The organism is Saccharomonospora iraqiensis subsp. iraqiensis (genome assembly GCF_000430445.1).
Taxonomy (GTDB): domain Bacteria; phylum Actinomycetota; class Actinomycetes; order Mycobacteriales; family Pseudonocardiaceae; genus Saccharomonospora; species Saccharomonospora iraqiensis.
This window is the reverse complement of the sequence record NZ_KE387133.1, coordinates 1-2,552: the sequence shown is the minus strand read 5'-3', so window position 1 is coordinate 2,552 and position 2,552 is coordinate 1. Positions and strand designations below refer to the sequence as shown.

The window sequence follows — 2,552 nt, the reverse complement described above, 5'->3', positions numbered from 1 at the left end:
CGGCCGAGCAGGACGACCTCGCGCACGCGGCTCGACCGCAGTCGCCGCAGCGCGTGCGGCGCGATCGGGGTGTGGGCCAGCTCGTCCGGGTCGGCGGTGAGGATCCGTGCGACGTCGAGCGCGACGTTGCCGTTGCCGACGACGGCGACCCGCTCGGCCGACAGATCGACCGCGTCGGCGGGCACGTCGGGATGCCCGTTGTACCAGCCGACCACGGTCGTCGCGGCCACGCTGCCGGGCAGGTCCTCCCCCTCGATGCCCAGTGCGCGGGCCGCGGAGGCACCGACGGCGTAGAGCACCGCGTCGTGCCGGGCGGACAGGTCGTCGACGGTGACGTCGGTGCCCACCTCGACCCCGAGTTTCCGTCGCAGCCTCGGGTGCTTGTGGAAGCGGGCGAACGTCTCACCGATCTTCTTCGTGGACGGGTGGTCGGGTGCGACCCCGTACCGGACGAGTCCCCCCGGCGTGGACAGCCGGTCGATGAGCGTCACCCGTGCGTTGGTGTGCAGCAACAGGTCCTCGACGGCGTACATCCCGGCGGGTCCGGTCCCGACCACCGCGACGTCCAACGGCGCCATGTCGCTGGGCACGTCGCGGGCGAAGACCGGCGGCGACCACGGGTGGAAGTTCGGCGCCGGGTCCGCGGCCTCGGCCACCGGGTCACGGTCGGCACCCCGGTCGGCACTCCGGTCGGCGTAGTAGGCCGCGTTGAGCTCCGCGTAGGCGGTCATCGGCCCGGAGAGCACGTCCACCGGCACGATCGCGTCGACCGGGCACGCGTCCGCGCACGCGCCGCAGTCGATGCAGCTCGCCGGGTCGATGTAGAGCATCTCGGTGCTGCCGAAGTCCGGCTCGTCCGGTGTCGGGTGGATGCAGTTGACCGGGCAGACCGTCACGCAGGACGCGTCGTTGCAGCAGGTCTGGGTGATCGCGAACGCCATCGGCTCAGATCAGGTTCGCGCGCTTGTAGACGCGGGTGGCCGCCGCGGTCAACAGCCCGGCCGAGTCCAGGAACTCCATCAGACCCGCGCAGCTCGACCGCAGCATCGACTTGTAGTGCTCGTTCGCCCGGGCCTCCCGGACCGCGCGCCGGGTGTCCAGCCCCGCGTTGGCGTAGACGTCGCGGCTGACCATGCTGGTGACGATGAAGTAGGCGGCGATCGACACCACCAGCGCGATGCCCTGCCTGCGCAGCCTGCTCACCCCGCGCAGCCGCTCCAGGGTCTCCTCCCGGGCGAACTTCATGTGCCGGGACTCCTCGACCACGTGGATGTTGTTGATGGTGCGCACGAACGGCGCCACCCGCTCGTCGCGCATCCAGTCCCGCTGCATGACGTCCAGGACCTCCTCGGCGACCAGGATCGCCGCGTAGGCGGCCTCCCCGGTCGCGACGGTCTTGAACAGCCTGCCGAGCTCGACCACCGCGCGGCGCGGACGGTAGGCCGGTGCCCGCAGCTTCGCCGCGCCGCGGGCGAACATGATCGAGTGCCGGCACTCGTCGGCGATCTCGGTCAGCGCCCACTGGAACGCGGGGTCGGTCGGGTCCTTGGCGTAGAAGTCCCGCAGCACCATCTGCTGCAGGATCATCTCGAACCAGATGCCGGTGCTGGCCACCGAGGCCGCCTCCTGGCGGGTCAGCTCCCGCCGCTGCGCCTCGGTCAGCTCGGCCCAGTACGCCGTCCCGTACAGGGTGCTCCACTCGGGGCTGGTGCCGTGGTGGTCGGTGTCCAGCGGGGTCTCCCAGTCGACCTCCCGGGCGGGGTCGTAGGACAACGTCTCGGACGAGTCCAGCAGCCGCCGCGCCACGGTCTCGCGCTCGGAGGGGGAGTTCCCGGCCTGCTCCCGGGTGTCTTCGACGCTGGTCATGGGAGACCTCCTGTACGCCCGTGTACCTGTTACCGCGATTTACGGTTACCCCAAAGTAACACGTACTCGCGGCGTTGCCCAGAGGCGTGTCGACACGGGGATCCGGGAGAACCGGGGCACGGGTGCGGACACGAAAAAACCCCAGGCCCGTGCGGACCTGGGGTTCGGTGTGGCTCCCCCGGCTGGACTCGAACCAGCAACCTTTCGGTTAACAGCCGAATGCTCTGCCATTGAGCTACGAGGGATCGCTCCCGGCCTGCTCGGAGCGTTCGAAGCACTCCGTGCTGACCGGTGACTACTGTAATACACACCCGACCGGGCGCCGACACCCACCCCCTCCCCGTGCCGACACCCGCCCCCAGCGGGACACGGTGGTGTCCGGCGGGTGAGCGACGGGTACGGGACACTGGAACCGGGTAGCCCGCCGTGCGAGGAGGCATCGATGAAGACTTTCCTGTTGGGCGCCGCCGCGGGTTACGTGCTCGGGGCCCGCGCGGGTCGTGCGCGGTACGAGCAGATCGTGCGCAACTACCGCAGACTCGCCGACCACCCGGCGATGCAGGGCGCGGCCGGGGTCGCCCGGGCGAAGGTGGGGGAGAAGGTCGGCGGGCGCATCCCGTTCACCCACCGCAGGCCCGCCCCGCACGGTCACGACGGCCACGCCACCGCGACCCCCGGCGGGCCGG

3 protein-coding genes and 1 tRNA gene are annotated in these 2,552 nt (G+C 71.0%); 1 reads left to right on the top strand and 3 read right to left on the bottom strand.

Going from position 1 to position 2,552, the window contains the following annotated elements; translation table 11 throughout:
• From ACTIR_RS0119845 to ACTIR_RS0119835, 3 genes are all read right to left on the bottom strand, one after another.
• Nucleotides 1-941: FAD-dependent oxidoreductase (locus ACTIR_RS0119845; RefSeq protein ID WP_026455580.1), on the bottom strand; the 941-nt coding region annotated here is incomplete at its 3' end.
• Between the two features lie 4 nt (nucleotides 942-945).
• Nucleotides 946-1,866, bottom strand: coding sequence for an AurF N-oxygenase family protein (locus ACTIR_RS0119840; RefSeq protein ID WP_026455579.1), 921 nt, complete (start codon nucleotides 1,864-1,866; stop codon nucleotides 946-948).
• Between the two features lie 170 nt (nucleotides 1,867-2,036).
• A tRNA-Asn gene (locus tag ACTIR_RS0119835) sits at nucleotides 2,037-2,111 on the bottom strand.
• Nucleotides 2,112-2,308: 197 nt separating this feature from the next.
• On the opposite strand from ACTIR_RS0119835, the gene ACTIR_RS0119830 reads away from it, so the two are divergent.
• A partial coding sequence (locus ACTIR_RS0119830) for a hypothetical protein (RefSeq protein ID WP_026455578.1) occupies nucleotides 2,309-2,552 on the top strand: 244 nt, incomplete at its 3' end.